The following is a 15975-nucleotide window of genomic DNA, read 5'->3' on the forward strand; positions in this document are numbered from 1 at the left end:
CCCCCCTTGCGGGGGAGATGTCCGGCAGGACAGAGGGGGGTGCTCAAGCGCCTTGCCATCATGAAAAAACAAAGACTTTTCCTCTTCGACACCACCCTCCGCGACGGCCAGCAGACGCCGGGCATCGACTTTTCGGTCGAGGACAAGATCGCGATCGCAAAGCTGCTCGACGAGTTCGGCATCGACTATATCGAGGGCGGCTATCCCGGTGCCAACCCGACCGACACCGCCTTCTTTCAGGAGAAGCGGACGGATAGCGCGAAATTCGTCGCCTTCGGCATGACCAAGCGGGCAGGGGTCTCGGCCTCCAACGATCCGGGGCTTGCGGCGCTGGTGCAGTCGAAATCCGACGCGATCTGCTTTGTCGCCAAGAGCTGGGACTATCACGTGCGCGTGGCGCTCGGCTGCACCAACGAGGAGAACCTTGAAGCGATCAAGGTCTCGGTCGAGACGGCGGTGGCGTCCGGCAAGGAAGCGATGGTTGACTGCGAGCATTTCTTCGACGGCTTCAAGGCCAATCCTGATTACGCGCTGGCCTGCGCCAGGACCGCATATGATGCCGGCGCGCGCTGGGTGGTGCTGTGCGACACCAACGGCGGCACGCAGCCTTCGGAAGTGCGCGCCATTGTCGAAAAGGTGATCGCCGGCGGCATTCCTGGCGAACACCTCGGCATTCATGCCCATGAAGACACCGGCCAGGCGGTGGCCAATTCGCTCGCCGCCGTCGAGGCCGGCGTGCGCCAAATCCAGGGCACGCTGAATGGCATCGGCGAGCGCTGCGGCAACGCCAACCTGATCTCCATCATCCCGACACTTGCGCTGAAGCCCGCCTTCGCAGACCGCTTCGAAACCGGCATCTCGGCCGCGGCGCTGACCGGTATCTCACGGCTCTCCCGCGCCTTCGATGAATTGCTGAACCGCGCGCCGGAAGCGCAGGCGCCCTATGTCGGCTCCTCCGCCTTCGCCACCAAGGCCGGGATCCATGCCTCGGCGCTCGCCAAGGAGCCGGCGACCTACGAGCACGTACCCCCGGAAGCGGTTGGCAACCGCCGCCGCGTCATGGTCTCCGACCAGGGCGGCAAAGCCAACTTCCTCGCCGAGCTGAAGCGGCGCGGCATCGATGTGCCGAAGGACGATCACCGGCTCGACGCGCTGATCGCCGTCGTCAAGGAGCGCGAAGCCGAAGGCTACGCCTATGAGGGCGCCGACGCATCTTTCGAGCTGCTCGCCCGCAAGATGCTGCACGGCCTGCCGGAGTTCTTCACCGTCACCTCGTTCCGCTGCATGGTCGAGCGTCGCTTCGACGCCAACGGCAATCTGAAGACGGTCTCCGAGGCGATCGTGAAGGTGATGGTCGACGGCGAGGAGAAGATGTCGGTGGCCGAAGGCCACGGCCCGGTCAACGCGCTCGACATCGCGCTGCGCAAGGACCTCGGCAAGTACCAAAGCGAGATCGTCGACCTCGAGCTCGCCGACTTCAAGGTGCGTATCCTCAACGGCGGCACCGAGGCCATCACCCGGGTGCTTATCGAATCGCACGATTCCACCGGCGCCCGCTGGTGGACCGTGGGGGTCTCGGAAAACATCATCGATGCTTCCTTCCAGGCGCTGATGGATTCCATCGTCTACAAGCTGATGAAGAACCGCGAGATGGCGGGGCTGGTAGCGGCGGAGTAGCGCCCTTCCTCTCTCCCACTTCGTGGGGCGAGGAAACAGCGTCCCGCCTGTTTGAACCATCACCAAAAGTCCATTGATCCATCATAATTTTGCGATGGTCTTGGACGCATCGCTGGGCCATAGCGTTGGGCCATGATCACCGAAACAGCTCCGCTCGATGCAAACGCCAAGGCCCGCCACGGCTTCTTGCTGGCGCTCGGCGCCTATTTTTTGTGGGGGCTTCTGCCCTTCTACATGAAGGCGGTGGCGCATCTGCCGCTCGCTGAGGTGATCGCTAACCGCGTCGTCTGGTCGGTGCCGATCGCAGCCTACGTGCTGGTCTGGGCCGGCCGCACGGCCGATTTCAAGGTGGCGATCCGCACGCCGAAAAGCATCGCCATGGCGGCGCTGACGGCGGTACTGATCTCGATCAACTGGGGCATCTATGTCTGGGCGATCGCGGTCGATCGCACCGTCGAGACCGCGCTCGGCTATTACATCAACCCGCTGGTCAGCGTCGTCGTCGGTGCCGTGCTGCTCGGCGAGCGGCTCGACCGGCTGCAGATCGCGGCGGTCGCGCTGGCCGCGATCGCGGTGGCGGTGCTTACCATCGACGCCGGAAAGCTGCCCTGGGTGTCGCTGGCGCTGGCCTTCTCCTTCGCCGCCTACGGCTTCTTCCGCAAGACGCTGCCGATCGGTCCGAGCCAGGGCTTCCTGCTCGAGGTGCTTTTGCTGTCGGTGCCCGCGCTCTGCTATATCGCCTATCTGATCGCCACCGGGCAGGATCATCTCATCTCCAGCAGCGCAAAGGACACCGCGCTGCTGATCGGCTGCGGGCCGATCACGGCGGTGCCGCTTCTGCTCTTTGCCTTCGGCGCCAGGCTGCTGCGCCTCTCCACCATCGGCATCATGCAATATATCGCGCCGACTATGGTGTTCCTGATCGCCGTGCTGATCTTCGGCGAGCCGTTCGGCACTATCCAGGCCAGCGCCTTCGCGCTGATCTGGACGGCGCTGGCGATGTATAGCTGGTCGATGTTCAGGGGCCGCGAGGTCCGCCAGCCGGCGCCCGCAACGAGGTAAGCAATTCCAGGAAAAGTGTGACGCGGTTTTCCGTCCGGATTTGTGTCAAACGGGGAGAGGTATCCGATGTACGTGCTGCATATCGGCAACAAGAACTATTCGTCCTGGTCGCTCAGGCCATGGGTGCTAATGCGTACCCAGGGCATTCCCTTTGAGGAGCGGCTGACGCCGTTCCCGACCGGATCGAGTTTCAGCTTCTTCCGGTCGTTCTCGCCGAATGGCCGCGTGCCCTGCCTGGTCGACGACGGCTGGGCGGTCTGGGATTCGCTCTCGATCGTCGAATATCTGGCCGAGCGCCATCAGGGTGTCTGGCCGGCGGACGCCAGGGCGCGCGCCTGGGCGCGCTCGGCCGCCGCCGAAATGCATTCGAGCTTCACCGCGCTGCGCAACCTCTGCCCGATGAGCTGCGGCGTGCGCGTCGAGCCGTTCCCCATGTCCGATGCGCTGAATCACGACCTCTTCCGCCTTGGCGACCTCTGGAACGACGGCTTTGCCCGTTTCGGCGGTCCGTTCCTGGCCGGCGACCGCTTCAGCGCCGTCGACGCCTTCTTTGCGCCGGTGGCGTTCCGGGCCCAGTCCTATGGCCTGACTTTCGAAAGTGCGGCCGCTGCCTATCCGAAGCGGCTGCTCGATCTGCCGGCCATGCGCGAATGGTACGCGGCCGGCCTTGCCGAGACCTGGCGCGAGCCCGACCACGAGGCGGAAGTCCACGCCGCCGGCACCATCATCGAGGACTTTCGCACCACCGCTTAAAGCGCGTCGCGATCTTTCAGATTCGCTCCATGCGCTTTAGGTTTTTGATTTTACGCATGTGTCTTTATCCCGAAACCGGTTCCCACTTTCGGGAGACATGCTTTAGCGCTCACGCGCGCCCCAGCCGTCGCACGATCATATAGACGATGCCGGCGACGATGACTGAAACCGCCGTCACCAGCCAAAACCCCATCGGCGTGTCGACCAGCGGCAGTCCGCCGACATTCATGCCGAACAGGCCGGAGATGATGGTCGTCGGCAACAGCACCGCCGTCATGACCGAGAGGATGTAGAGCAGCTGGTTCGACTGCTCGGTGAGCTTCGCCATCAGCTCGTCCTGCAAAAGCCGGGTGCGCGCCTGCAATTGCTCGCCGTCGTGGTGCAGCGTGTGCGCCCGGTGCGAGAGGCGTGTGGCCATGTCATTGATCGGATCCGGCAGGTCGTCGCGGTGCGAATGGTCGAGATGGCGGAAGAGGTTGGTGAGCGTCGCCATCTGCCGGTGGATGATCACCAGGTGCCGGCGCGCGTCGACCAACGCCTGGCGCTCATTGTGCCATGCATCGCAGACGATGCGGTCCTCGATGCCGTCGAGCGTATCACCCATTTTGTCGAGCTCGCCCGACATGCCGTCGAGCGACTGGCCCATCACCGCCTCGATCAGCTCGGCCGGAGAGCGGAATTTGCGCGTGCCGCTCTCGACCAGCTTGCGGATCCTGTCGACCGACTCCAGCGGCTGCTTGCGGGCGCCGATCAGCATTGTCTCGTTGAAGGCGAAGCGGAAATGCGTGAGCCCGCGCGCCTCGGCAAAGTCGTGCCTGAGGTCCGGCAGGTCGCCGTAGAGGAAGTCGTCCTCGAAATCGATGTGGCAGCCATGACTGGGCGACAGGAAAGCCTCGCGCACCGGCGCCGGCAGCGCCTGCTCGCCGCCGATCTCCTGGCGCGCGCGCATGTCCGTGATCTGGTAGCTGCGCCACGTCCAATGCGCCTCGGCCGGGTCCTTGGTGCGCAGGCCGTCCGAGGTGAAGTGATAGACGAAGAACAGCCCATGCTCGTCGGGCAAATAGGGCGAGAGATCAGTGCCTTCGTTGGGGACAGCGATGTTCATGGCGGCGTCGCCGGCTGTTGATGCGGGGTCGCGGGGGGGGGCGGCCGGGCGAAGTTTCTAGCACGCGCGCCCGAGTTTCGTGTGACAGTTTGGTGACTGCGGGCAGGCCCGCGACCTGATCTCGGCGGTCGTTCCGCGTCGAGACCTCTTTCCGCGCTTCTCAAAAATTCTTCGTCCGTCCGGGAATAAAGCCCGGGCCTTCCGGGTCTTGCTGTGTAGGAGGCGAACCCTCCCGGGCCTCGCGCCGCCAGCCCGGAGGAATGCTCGCTCCATGGAGCCCACCGCTACACGCAGCCACTAGAGGAGACTTCCGATGTTCAACATGACACGCCGCATGGTGCTTGGATCCGCCGCGGCCGCGGCCGCCTTCGGCATTGCCGGCAAGCTGGAATTCGCCCCCGCCGCCCTGGCCGAGACCCCGGTCGAGCCGCTGGTCGGCTTCTACAAATACAAGGTGGGCACGCTCGAGGTCACTGCCGTCTATGACGGCATTTGGCGCAAGCCCCACGACCCTGCCTTCATCAAGGACGTGTCCGTCGACGACACCAAGGCCGCACTCGCCAAGGCCGGTCTCACCACCGACTTCATGCCGATCCCGCTCACCGTCGTCGTTCTGCAGATGAACGGCCGCACCATCATGATGGATGCCGGCTCCGGCGTCGGCCAGTGGCAGGCCAACGCCACGCATCTGCCGGCCAACATGAAGGCGGCCGGCATCGACTACAAGGCGATCGACACCATCATGATCTCGCATTTCCACCCGGATCATGTCTGGGGCCTGATGGAGAAGGGCACCAATGCGCCGGTGTTCCCGAATGCCGAGCTGATCGTCAACGCCGCCGAGTACAATTGGTGGACCGACCCCAGCCGGCTCGCCAAGCTGCCCGAAGGCCGCAAGCCCGCGGGCAAGCGCATCGCCGAGAATTTTCCGAAATGGAAGAACTGGAAGCTGGTCGACGACGGCGCTGACGTGGTGCCCGGCATCCGCATCATGGCGGCACCCGGCCACACGCCCGGCCATTCTGTCTACCATGTCGATGCGGGCTCCGAGCAGTTCCTGGTCTCCGCCGACACCATGTATGTGCCGGCGCTGCTTGCCCCGCATCCCGAATGGCAGGGCGCCTACGACCAGGACGGGCCGATGGCGATAACCACGCGCCACAAGATCATCGACCAGGTGATTGCCGACAATGTCCGCATCTGCGGCTCGCACTTCCCGTTCCCCGGCACCGGCAGCTTCGTCAAGGACGGCAACGCCTACGCCTTCACCCCAACCCAGATCTGATCCCTAATCGAGGATCTGAATCGAATTCTGAGAAGAAAGAGACAACGCCAATGAAACACGCACTTTTCGCGGTGCTCGGCGCCATAGCGGTACTGACCGCGGCCCCGATCGCGATTGCCGTGCCGGCCTATGCCGTGGACGACATCGAAGGCGCCGACGCGCCGGACCTGACCGCCGTCAAGGCCAAGATAGACGCCAAGGATTACAAGGGCGCGCTGGCCGACCTGCGCGACCTCGCGCAGGACACCCAGCAGGCCGACGTCTACAACCTGCTCGGCTTCACGCTGCGAAAGACCGGCGACTACCAGACCTCGCTCACCTACTACGCCAAGGCGCTGGAGCTTAAGCCCAACCACAAGGCGGCGCACGAATATCTCGGCGAGCTCTATGTCGAGACCGGCGACATGGGCAAGGCCAACGAGCAGCTCGCCTCGCTGCAAAAGCTCTGCCCGGCAGGCTGCGAGGAGCTTTCCGACCTCAAGCAGGCCATCGACACCAAGGCGACGAAGTAGGGCGCCGCGCTCCTCGCACGCGAAGTGGGGGAGGCTGTGTCGCGAAGCAACCGGCATTCGGAAACGCGGCCAACCGCAGAGGTCCGCGCTGCCCCCTCATCCGCCTACCGGCACCTTCTCCCCGTATAGTGACGGGGAGAAGGAGGCTGATCGCGACCTCGGCGCCTTTCCTGCCACGTTTGCGATTGGCGAAACGGTCGGCGAGAGCTCCCCTCTCACCGTCACTATACGGGGAGAGGATGCCGGCAGGCAGGTGAGGGGCAGCGACGCCGGGGGGAATCGTCAAATGCGATTGCCTTGTTTCAGTGCAGGCACCGCCTCCGAATTTCTGCTGAAGCCAACTTTATTGGAGCCGACCATGACACCGACCGAACTCGCCGAGAAGCTTCATATCCGTGACGCGGTCCTGCTCGCCGGCCGCCTGCTCCTGTCCCTGATCTTTGTGCATGAGGGGCTGCAGCTTGCCACCCATTTCGAGGGTGCTCAGAAGGCGATGGCCGCGCTCGGCGTCGGCACGCCGCTGCTTTTTGCCACCATCGCGCTGCAGCTCGGCGCCGGCCTGTCGGTCGCGCTCGGCATCGTGGCGCGGCTCGGCGCGGTAGCGCTCGGCCTGTTCTGCCTGATGACGGCAAGCCTCTTCCACACCAACTTCGCCAGCCAGAACGAGCTCTTGCATTTCGAGAAGGACCTGGCGATCGCCGGCGGCATGCTTATCCTGGCGCTCAGCGGCGCGGGGCGGCTGTCGGTAGACAGGGTGCTGATCGGGATGAGGGGCAGGGGTGGCGAAGGCGCCAAGGTCGATCCTGCCGAGTCGCACTCGTAGCTGGGGTAGGCCAGCTTGCTGGTGCAAAGGCGCCGCACCCCTCACAACACGCTCGTTATCCCGCCATCCACCAAGAGCGTCTGTCCCGTCACGAAGCTTGCGGCGTCGGAGGCCAGGAACACGGCGGCACCGGCCAGTTCCTCGACGTCGCCCCAGCGCCGCATTGGCGTGCGGCCGGTGAGCCAGCCCGAGAATGTCTCGTCGGCGACGAGCGCAGCATTGAGCTCGGTTTTGAAATAGCCGGGCGCTATCGCGTTGACGCGCACGCCGTGCTGGCCCCATTCGCCGGCCATCGATTTGGTCAGCATGGTGATCGCGCCCTTGCTCGCCGCGTAAGGGGCGATCGAGGGGCGGGCGAGCACGCTCTGCACCGAGGAGACGTTGATGATCGCGCCCTTGCGGCGCGCGATCATGCCCTTCACAACCGCCCGGCTCACCTTGAACACGCCGTCGAGGTTCGTGGCCATCAGCGCGTCCCAGTCGGCGTCGCTGAAGGTCTCCAGCGGCGCGCGGCGCTGGATGCCGGCATTGTTGACTAGTATGTCGATCGGGCCGGTGCCGGCTTCGGCCGCCGCGATCGCCTGATCGACCGACAGCGTGTCGGTCACGTCGATCACCGATTCGGCGATGCTGTGGCCCTCGGAGCGCAGTCTGTCGCCGGCAGCCTTCAGCTCTTCCGCCTTGCGGCCGCCGAGCGTGACGCGCGCCCCGGCGCCGGCAAGCGCCTCCGCGAAGGCAAGCCCCAGCCCGCGGCTGGCGCCGGTGATGAAGGCATGCCTGCCTTCGAGGCCGAACAGGCGGCCGAGATAGTCAGTCGAACGCAATTTGCACCTTCATCGATCTGTCGCCGGCAAGCCCGCCGACCGTCACCAGCGTGCCGCGTGGCTTGATGAAGCGCAAGGCCGGCCTGTGGCCTCGAAGTTAGCGTGTCGAAGGCGGCATGGATCCGGATCTCCGATACCTGCGAGGATGCCCGCGTCCGCTGTGTTGTTTGAGGCAATGCTAATGCGAGAGCTTGGCTCGTATGCGGGAATCTGCTGCAGTGGGCGCCAGCTATGGGGGAAGTGATGCTCAAATGGGGCGCGATACTCGGCATCATCGGCTTTCTCGGCGGCTTCGTCGGCCCGGTCATCTTCACGCCTGAGGCAAACCAGGGTCCGCTGCTCGGCATCTTCATCACCGGCCCGCTCGGCTTCGTGCTCGGCCTGATCGTTGGCTTTGTCCTGCGGTTGCTGCCGGAGCGCCGCTAGTTCCAGCTAGGCCTTGGCGCGTCCCTGTAACTGGGGTGCGCCTTGCGCTGCTGGCGGCGCTACCGCTGAGCGCCTGGCTCTCGACGCAATGCAACGCGCCTGGCCGTGAGGACTGGGCTGCGGCCTCGTGAACTGGCAAGATGCCTGTCCACCGGGCGCGCCCGGCGGACAGGGGGGTAGGCAATGGCTTTGCTTCAATTCGCAGTCACCGGCGAACAGATATCCAACGATGAGACGGAAGAGGTTATCCGCGAGGCGGAACCGCATCGCGTCTCCTGCGCTTTCGCCCCGATGGCGGCGAGCTGTTCATCCATACGCGAGTGAACATGGAGCTTCTGCGGGCTGCCGCTTCGCATCCGATCCTGCTCCTGAAGCTCACCCCGCGCGCCAAGAATTGACGCCGCGCGACGCTCTGCTGACGCCCAAGGGATCGACCCGGAACTACGCCTTTCTCGAAAGGCTTTGCGAGGATCTGGCCAGTGCAAATTGCCCGGCCTGCTATATCGCGGAGCAGCATGGTGAGGGGCGCAGGGATTTCTACTTTACGACCGAAGACGTCGCCGGCTTCGAGCGGATAGCCCACGCCGCCGCCGAGGCGCTAGCCTTTCCACTCGCCATTGAACAGCACTCGCTTGCCGCGGTGGCGCCGCTCATTCTTCCCACCGAGTGGATTGGCGACCTCAATCTGGATATCGCCGCGGCCACCCGCATCCGGCCAACGCGCTTCGAGTTCTGGGGCGCGGAGCCTGCACTGAAAAAGCTGTGCGCCGAGCTCGAAAAGCGCGGCTATCGCTTCCTCGGCTTCGAGGCGTTCTCCCGTGAATTGCGGATGACAAAGAACGTGCCGATCGACGGAGAAGGCTTTGGGGCGGTGTTGAAGGAAATCGTTCCTTTGGCCCGTTCGCTGCAATGCAGCTATTGCGGCACCGAGACCGTCGAGGGCCACGAACAGTTCCTGCTCACTCGCCCTCTGCCCGAGCGCTATAGCGGTGCGCCACGCCCGGGCATTTTCGGCCGTCTCTTCGGTCGCGGGTAGATGCCAGCACTAGCGCTGCATCTGCTTCAGCGCTTCGGCCCAAAACCTGGATAAGGATTGAGTGGCACTACCGCCGCAATGTCCATCATGCCACGCTCGACCAGCGGCAGCGTGGCGAGATAGCCGCGCACCTCCTTTTCGTCGGCTGCCTCGAACATCATGCCGCTGCCGGGAATGTCGCCGCGGTTCCACATCTGGCGCACGGCGCCTTGTGCATAGAGCGTGCGCCGCTGCTCGGCCTCGCCGGGCAGGAGAGGCGCGAAATCGGCGTCGCTGAACTTTTCGGTGTTGCGGGTAAGCAGGGCAAAGAACTGCATGGCGGTCTCCTTCGTGGCCGGTTGATGCAGAAGATATCGCGCCGACTGGTCAGACTGTCCAAGACTGATTAGGGTAAAGTTAAGACCTCATGAGACTTAGATGCAAAATGCTCGATCTGCGGCAAATAAGATATTTCGTCGCCGTCGCCGAGGCCGGCAATGTCGGCCGCGCCGCCGAGCAGCTGCACATCTCGCAATCGCCCTTGAGCCGCCAGATCATGCAGCTCGAGGAGCGGTTGGGCGTCACCCTTTTCGAGCGCGCGAAGCAGCGTGTCCATCTCAACGCCGAGGGCAGGGCCTTCCTTGCGGAAGCCCGCGCGCTGCTCGCCAATGCAGCGCGGCTGGAGGAACTCGGCCGCAACCTCGCCAGCGGAGCCACCGGCAACCTCGCCATCGGTTATGTCGAGGGCGCGGTGCATGCCGGCCTGATCGCCGACATGCTCAGGGAATTCCGCCGCGAGCGGCCGGATTTTCATCTGCAACTCAGGAGCCGCCGCACGGCGGCGCAGTTCGAGGATCTGCGAAGCCGAGCGCTCGACCTCGGCTTCGTCTATTCGCCCGCGCCGAAGGGCGATCCGGACCTGGACAGCATGCTGGTGCGGCGCGAGCCGCTGGTGCTGGCAATACCGGAGGGCGATCCGCTTGTTGATATAGCCGACATCCGGCCAAGCCATCTCGACGCCCGCGTCTGGATCACCGTCGTGCGCCAGCCGGACGACACCAACCGTGCCCAGTTCCTGGCGGCTTGCGTCGAGGCCGGCTTTGTGCCCGACATCGCCTATGAGACGGCCGATCCCTTGACTTCGCTCGGCCTGGTCAGCGCAGGCCTAGGCCTCGCCACCGTGCAGCAGAGCCTGCGCGACGCGGCACCGGGCGGCATCGTCTTCCGCGATATGCCGTGGTTCAAACGCAGTGTTGAGATCCATCTCGCCTGGCGGCGCAATGATCAGCGGGCGGTGATTGGGGATTTGGGGAGGGCGGTGGGAGTAGGGGAGTAGGGGAGTAGGGGATAGGGGAGTAGGGTGGCGCTTCATCAGCCGGCGGTCACCCACATACTCCCTTACTCCCCTATTCCCTTACTCCCCTAGACCTACATCTTATCTATCACCGCCTGCACGCCTTCCGTCGGCGCGTCGACCGAGGACCCCGCCACCATGATGGCGGCGACGATGGCTTCGGGGTCGTTGACCACCAGCGGCTTCACTCTATGTGCGGTGTGGATGAAGCCTTCGTCCGACATGTGCTCGATGAGCGCCAGCATCGGATCCCAGAAGCCCTTGATGTTGGCAAAGACGATCGGCTTGCGGTGATGGCCGAGTTGGGCCCAGGTCATGATTTCGACGATCTCTTCGACCGTGCCGATGCCGCCCGGCAGCGCCACGAACGCGTCGGATTTCTCGAACATCCGGTGCTTGCGCTCGTGCATGTTGTCGGTGATGAAGAGCTCGTCAAGCTTGTCGAGGGCGGTCTCGGTCGCCTCCCGGTGGATCAGGAAGCGCGGAATGATGCCGGTCACCTTGCCGCCGGCCTTGAGCGCGCCGTCGGCGACAGCGCCCATGATCCCCTTGGTGCCGCCGCCATAGATCAGGCGCAGGCCGGATTTCGCCAGCGACCGGCCGAGCAGATGCCCGGCCTTGACATAGGCCTCGTCGCGGCCAGGAGACGAACCGCAATAGACGCAGACGGATCGAATCGTGTTCATGGCGATGATTGGTGATGGGGACGGTTGGCGCGGTCAAGCCCATAGGCGGGCTTTTTCTTGTAGCACTTGATAAAACACGCTAGATCGGCGTTAGGTGGCTAAGGGGGCAGAAAAGATTATGGCTATTAACCCATCAAAGGCGTTCTTGTTTGCAGCGGGCGGGGTTGCCGTCGTCGCGGCGATCGCCTACGCCTCGGGTGCGCTCGATCCATACATCAACAACCGGAAGCCGGCGCAGGTCGCGGCACTTCCGCAGACCGAATCGAAACCGGCCGAATCCGGCAGCACGACCACAGAAGGGCGCCTGCCGCAGGCCCCGGCCAACGCGATGGCGCCGGCCAATAACGCAACGGCTCCGGCTTCTGACAACGCCATGGCGCCCGCCAACAAGACAACGGCACCGGCCAGTAACGCGACGGCTCCGGCGGCATCCACGCCGGCCGCCCAGGCGCCTGCCGCCGCAGGACCCACGCTGCCGACCTTCGATGTCGTGCGCGTCGAAGGCAATGGCTCGATCGTCGTCGCCGGCAGCGCCGCGCCCAATTCCAAGGTCGAAATCCTGAATGGCGCGACGGTGCTCGGCTCGACCGATGCCGGCGCCGACGGCGCCTTCGCCATCGTGCTCGACAATCCGCTGAAGCCAGGCGACTACACGATCACGCTGCGCGCGACCGCCGGCGGTGTTGCGGTCGCGTCGGCGCAGACCGCCGTCGTCTCGGTGCCACAGAGCCCGACCGGCCAGGTGCTGGCGATGGTCGAGGAGCCGGGTAAGCCGTCCGAACTGCTCACCGTGCCGCAGCCACAAGCCAAGCCGGCGGCGCCTGCAGCCACCGACCAGGCAGCCGCTCCAGCGGCACCGGCCCCGGCCGCAACCGCGCCGTCCACAACGGCACCGGCGCCGGCCGCGACTGCTCCGGCCGCCACCGACCAGGCTTCCGCTCCTGCCGCACAGACGCCAGCGGTCGCAGCAGACGAACCGAAGATCGCCGTCGAGGCAGTCGAGATCGACGGCGGCAAGATATTCATCGCCGGCACGGCCGATCCCGGCCGCAAGGTACGCGCCTATGCCGACGACATGCTGCTCGGCGAGGCCAAGACCTCGCCCGACGGCCATTTCCTGATCGAGGCGGCACGCGACATCCCGGTCGGCAACCACACCATCCATGTCGATGGCCTTGCCGATGACGGTGTGAAGGTCGTCGCCCGCGCCGCCGTGCCGTTCGAGCGCGAGCCCGGCGAGTCTGTCGCCGCTGTCGCGCCGAACGAGGCTAAGCCCGCCGAAGGCAAGCTCGCGCAGGTCCAGGGTGCGGGGTCACAGTCGGCGGAGGCAAAGTCGGCGGCGGCCAAGACCGTCGAGACAAAGGCGCCGGCCACCGCAACCGCGGAAGCGGGCAAGCCCGCGACAGCCGAGGCTCCGGCCAAGGTCGCGGAAGCGAAGCCTTCGGCCGGCGTGCCTGAAACCGTGGCGCCGAAGCTCGAACACAGCGACGGCGCGGTCATCATCCGCCGCAACGATACGCTCTGGCGCATCTCGCGCCGCGTCTACGGCCATGGCGTGCGCTACTCGACCATCTATCTCGCCAACCAGGACCAGATCCGCGATCCCGACCGCATCTGGCCCGGCCAGGTCTTCAAGGTTCCCGGCAAGTCGAAAGAAGGCGAGCCGGCCGACATGAAGGCCATGGGCGACCAGATGACCACGCCGAAGGCGGAGTAGGAGCGCCGGCGCACGAGCGCGTAATCTCTTCCCTCGAGGGGGAGATCAGCCATCTACCCACCTGCCTAGCTTGCCCTCTCATCGTTCATCGTCTATCGCCGATGAACGATGACCGAATCTCCATCCGACAACCACGCTCCCGACAGCCGCGCCATCGCTGCGCGGTTTGCCGCGCTTTCGCATCCGGCGCGCATCGAGATCCTGAGGCATCTCTCGGCCAGTAGCTGCTGCTCCTGCCGCGAGGTGGTCGACCATCTCGATCTCGCTCAGTCGACGGTTTCGCAACATCTGAAGATCCTCGTCGAGGCCGGGCTCGTCCGTTTCGAGGCCGACCGACAGCGCTCTCGCTATGCGGTCGACCATGCGGCGCTCGCCGGCGTGTCCGGGCTGCTCGATCAACTCGTCAACTCCTGCTGCTCCAGCCGCTGACCCTCTCACCCAAAAGGCAAGACTAGTGGCCGACAAGACCGTCTCCGCCGAATCCGGCACCCTCACCACGCTGCGCAATCTTTGGCCGTATATGTGGCCGGCCGACCGCGCCGACTTAAGAGCCCGCGTCACCTGGGCGACGCTGCTGCTGGTCGTCGCCAAGGTGACGCTGGTCGCCGGCCCCTATTTCTTCAAATGGGCGACTGACGCGCTGGCCCACGGCTCGAAGACGCCGCCGCCGCTGCCCGCCTTCATGCTCGCGCCGGTGATGCTGGTCGTCGCCTATAACGTGCTGAGGCTGGTTCAGCTCGGCTTCAACCAGCTGCGCGACGCGCTCTTTGCCCGCGTCGGCCAATTTGCCGTGCGCCAGCTCGCCTTCCGCACCTTCGTGCACATGCACCAGCTGTCGCTGCGCTTCCATCTCGAGCGCCGCACCGGCGGCCTGTCGCGCATCATCGAGCGCGGCACCAAGGGCATCGAGACGATCGTGCGCTTCGTCATGCTGAACACGGCGCCGACCATCCTCGAATTCGCACTGACGGCCGGCATTTTCGCCTACACCTATGGCTGGAAATATGTGGGCGTCGTAGCGGTCACCGTCTGGATCTATGTCTGGTTCACCGTCAAGGCGAGCGACTGGCGCATCTCGATCCGACGCGACATGAACGACAGCGACACCGACGCCAACACCAAGGCGATCGACTCGCTGCTCAACTTCGAGACGGTCAAATATTTCACCAACGAGCGCATGGAAGCCGAACGCTTCGATCGCTCGATGGCGCGCTACGAGATCGCCGCCACCAGGACCTGGACCTCGCTCGGTTGGCTGAATTTCGGCCAGGGCTTCATCTTCGGTCTCGGCACCGTCATCGTCATGTGCATGTCGGCGCTTGAGGTGCAGGCCGGCACGCAGTCGGTCGGCGATTTCGTCTTCATCAACGCCATGCTGATGCAGCTTTCCGTGCCGCTCAACTTCATCGGCTTCATCTACCGCGAGATCCGGCAAGGCTTGACCGATATCGAGCACATGTTCGATCTGCTCGACGTGCCGCAGGAAATCGTCGACAAGCCGGACGCCAGGCCGCTGAAGGTCGGCCCCGGCAAGGTCGAGTTCCGCTGCGTGCATTTCTCCTACGATCCGAACCGCAAGATCCTGAAGGGGGTCTCCTTCGAAGTGCCGGCGGGCAAGACAGTGGCGATCGTCGGCCCCTCCGGCGCCGGCAAGTCGACCATCTCCAGGCTTCTGTTCCGCTTCTACGACGTGCAGCGCGGCCAGGTGCTGATCGACGGCCAGGACGTCCGCGATGTCACGCAGGCAAGCCTGCGCGCCGTGCTCGGCATGGTGCCGCAGGATACCGTGCTCTTCAACGACACCATCGCCTACAACATCCGCTACGGCCGCGTCGGCGCCAGCGAGGAGGAGGTGCGCAAGGCGGCAGAGCTTGCCCAGATCGGGCCGTTCATCGCGAAGCTGCCCGATGGCTATCGCTCGATGGTCGGCGAACGCGGCCTGAAACTGTCCGGCGGCGAGAAGCAGCGCGTGGCGATCGCCCGCACCATCCTCAAGGCGCCGCCGATCCTGATGCTCGACGAGGCGACCTCGGCTCTGGACACGCAGACCGAGCAGGAGATCCAGGCGGCTCTCGACCTCGTCAGCAAGGGCCGCACCACCATCGTCATTGCCCACCGGCTGTCGACGGTGATCTCGGCCGACGAGATCATCGTGCTGAAGGACGGCCAGATCGCCGAACGCGGCACGCATGCCGCGCTGCTGCGCAAGCAGGGCCTCTACGCCTCGATGTGGGACCGCCAGCGCGAGGCCACCGAGGCCGAGGAGCGGCTGCGCATCGCCCGCGAGGCGGACGAGCTTGGTGTGATTGTCCGGCGGAGGACGTCCGAAGTGAGTTAGCGCCTCTCCTTCTCCCCTTGTTTGAGGGCTTTGCACAGAATCGGATCAGTGATTCCATGCGGATATCCAATGAGAGGGGATTCGCGATGGTCGATCGAGTGCTTGGTCAGTTGAGCCTGGCGGATGGTCTAACATCGGCGGATGAGATGATTTTCGACCTGATAGCGAAGGAACTGGACTGGGCACCGATCCGAACCTTGCTTGGTGAGCGCAGCGGTCCCGGCTCGGGCAACACCAGCTATCCGGCGGAACCGCTGCTGCGCTGCCTTTTGCTGGGCGTGTGGCACGGGCTGAGCGATCCGGCGCTGGAGGCGCAGATTCGAGATCGACTGTCGTTCCGCCGCTTTGCCGGCTTCAGCCTTTCGGACCGCACACCCGATCATTCGACGCTGTGGCGT

Annotated in this window: 17 protein-coding genes; 13 read left to right on the forward strand and 4 right to left on the reverse strand. The window is 64.8% G+C overall.

Annotation, left to right across the window (positions count from 1 at the left end):
• The first annotated feature begins 60 nt into the window (after positions 1-60).
• From cimA to RFN28_RS25665, 3 genes are all read left to right on the forward strand, one after another.
• Positions 61-1677: a citramalate synthase gene (gene cimA, locus RFN28_RS25655; protein ID WP_320289990.1), complete on the forward strand. Its 1617-nt coding sequence runs from the start codon at positions 61-63 to the stop codon at positions 1675-1677.
• 132 nt (positions 1678-1809) lie between these two features.
• On the forward strand, positions 1810-2739 hold the full coding sequence (gene rarD / locus RFN28_RS25660; RefSeq protein WP_320289970.1) for an EamA family transporter RarD: 930 nt from the start codon (positions 1810-1812) through the stop codon (positions 2737-2739).
• Between the two features lie 66 nt (positions 2740-2805).
• A complete protein-coding gene (locus tag RFN28_RS25665; protein WP_320289971.1) occupies positions 2806-3492 on the forward strand; it encodes a glutathione S-transferase family protein in 687 nt (228 codons plus the stop codon).
• 109 nt (positions 3493-3601) lie between these two features.
• Here RFN28_RS25665 and RFN28_RS25670 read toward each other — a convergent pair whose 3' ends face one another.
• Positions 3602-4597 (reverse strand): transporter, encoded by a 996-nt coding sequence (locus RFN28_RS25670; protein ID WP_320289972.1) that lies wholly within the window; start codon positions 4595-4597, stop codon positions 3602-3604.
• Between the two features lie 313 nt (positions 4598-4910).
• On the opposite strand from RFN28_RS25670, the gene RFN28_RS25675 reads away from it, so the two are divergent.
• The 3 genes from RFN28_RS25675 (at position 4911) to RFN28_RS25685 (ending at position 7217) form a co-directional block, all read left to right on the forward strand.
• Positions 4911-5882, forward strand: a complete 972-nt coding sequence (locus tag RFN28_RS25675) for an MBL fold metallo-hydrolase (protein WP_320289973.1) — start codon at positions 4911-4913, stop codon at positions 5880-5882.
• 50 nt (positions 5883-5932) lie between these two features.
• Positions 5933-6394: a tetratricopeptide repeat protein gene (locus RFN28_RS25680; protein WP_320289974.1), complete on the forward strand. Its 462-nt coding sequence runs from the start codon at positions 5933-5935 to the stop codon at positions 6392-6394.
• Positions 6395-6752: 358 nt separating this feature from the next.
• The gene (locus tag RFN28_RS25685; protein WP_320289975.1) at positions 6753-7217 is read left to right on the forward strand and encodes a DoxX family protein; all 465 of its coding nucleotides are present in this window, start codon (positions 6753-6755) and stop codon (positions 7215-7217) included.
• 41 nt (positions 7218-7258) lie between these two features.
• Here RFN28_RS25685 and RFN28_RS25690 read toward each other — a convergent pair whose 3' ends face one another.
• A complete protein-coding gene (locus RFN28_RS25690) occupies positions 7259-8041 on the reverse strand; it encodes a glucose 1-dehydrogenase (RefSeq protein ID WP_320289976.1) in 783 nt (260 codons plus the stop codon).
• Positions 8042-8284: 243 nt separating this feature from the next.
• Between RFN28_RS25690 and RFN28_RS25695 the strand changes: the two genes are divergently transcribed.
• Both RFN28_RS25695 and RFN28_RS25700 read left to right on the forward strand, forming a co-directional pair.
• Positions 8285-8467: a hypothetical protein gene (locus tag RFN28_RS25695; RefSeq protein WP_320289977.1), complete on the forward strand. Its 183-nt coding sequence runs from the start codon at positions 8285-8287 to the stop codon at positions 8465-8467.
• A gap of 394 nt (positions 8468-8861) precedes the next feature.
• Complete coding sequence (locus RFN28_RS25700) at positions 8862-9503, forward strand: hypothetical protein (RefSeq protein ID WP_320289978.1); 642 nt, start codon at positions 8862-8864, stop codon at positions 9501-9503.
• A 26-nt stretch (positions 9504-9529) separates the two neighbouring features.
• Here RFN28_RS25700 and RFN28_RS25705 read toward each other — a convergent pair whose 3' ends face one another.
• Positions 9530-9820 (reverse strand): muconolactone Delta-isomerase family protein, encoded by a 291-nt coding sequence (locus tag RFN28_RS25705; RefSeq protein WP_320289979.1) that lies wholly within the window; start codon positions 9818-9820, stop codon positions 9530-9532.
• A gap of 107 nt (positions 9821-9927) precedes the next feature.
• On the opposite strand from RFN28_RS25705, the gene RFN28_RS25710 reads away from it, so the two are divergent.
• Positions 9928-10818 (forward strand): LysR substrate-binding domain-containing protein, encoded by an 891-nt coding sequence (locus tag RFN28_RS25710; RefSeq protein WP_320289980.1) that lies wholly within the window; start codon positions 9928-9930, stop codon positions 10816-10818.
• Positions 10819-10910: 92 nt separating this feature from the next.
• Here the strand turns inward: RFN28_RS25710 and RFN28_RS25715 are convergent, their stop codons facing one another.
• Entirely contained in the window at positions 10911-11522 is a 612-nt protein-coding gene (locus RFN28_RS25715) for an LOG family protein (protein ID WP_320289981.1), read from the reverse strand.
• Positions 11523-11640: 118 nt separating this feature from the next.
• On the opposite strand from RFN28_RS25715, the gene RFN28_RS25720 reads away from it, so the two are divergent.
• From RFN28_RS25720 to RFN28_RS25735, 4 genes are all read left to right on the forward strand, one after another.
• Entirely contained in the window at positions 11641-13239 is a 1599-nt protein-coding gene (locus tag RFN28_RS25720; protein WP_320289982.1) for a LysM peptidoglycan-binding domain-containing protein, read from the forward strand.
• A 108-nt stretch (positions 13240-13347) separates the two neighbouring features.
• Positions 13348-13668: an ArsR/SmtB family transcription factor gene (locus tag RFN28_RS25725; RefSeq protein ID WP_320289983.1), complete on the forward strand. Its 321-nt coding sequence runs from the start codon at positions 13348-13350 to the stop codon at positions 13666-13668.
• Positions 13669-13693: 25 nt separating this feature from the next.
• Positions 13694-15577 (forward strand): ABCB family ABC transporter ATP-binding protein/permease, encoded by a 1884-nt coding sequence (locus RFN28_RS25730; RefSeq protein ID WP_320289984.1) that lies wholly within the window; start codon positions 13694-13696, stop codon positions 15575-15577.
• An 86-nt stretch (positions 15578-15663) separates the two neighbouring features.
• On the forward strand, positions 15664-15975 hold a 312-nt coding region (locus RFN28_RS25735; protein ID WP_320289985.1), incomplete at its 3' end, for a transposase.

The organism is Mesorhizobium album, from assembly GCF_033977205.1.
Taxonomy (GTDB): domain Bacteria; phylum Pseudomonadota; class Alphaproteobacteria; order Rhizobiales; family Rhizobiaceae; genus Mesorhizobium; species Mesorhizobium album.